Raw genomic sequence first — 268 nt, 5'->3', positions numbered from 1 at the left:
AAAACCTATTTTTTCAAACTCAGAAAATGTGCATTATTTAACAATCAATTTTATTGTTACTCCATAGTATTTTGTGATGAATAATTTAATACTAGTTAAACAGAGGTTACTGTTATGGATGGTATTATATTGGTATTTTAAAAATACTCTCATATTGTTTTTGCGACTTAGCTCGATAAACAATCTCATTTCCATATACATCATATTATTAACCGGATTTAATGAAATTTTAGACTTCTTTGCAGGAATACTAATAGCTTGTTCTTCT

The 268-nt window shown here is 26.1% G+C and carries 1 protein-coding gene; it reads right to left on the bottom strand.

The window, feature by feature from the left end; all coding sequences use genetic code 11:
• Positions 1–33: 33 nt before the first annotated feature.
• On the bottom strand, positions 34–268 hold a 235-nt coding region (locus tag H3V04_RS10255; RefSeq protein WP_232342690.1), incomplete at its 5' end, for a hypothetical protein.

Origin of the sequence: Bifidobacterium sp. M0353, from assembly GCF_016100645.1 — a bacterium.
GTDB lineage: Bacteria > Actinomycetota > Actinomycetes > Actinomycetales > Bifidobacteriaceae > Bombiscardovia > Bombiscardovia choladohabitans.
This window is presented reverse-complemented; position numbering and strand designations above follow the sequence as displayed.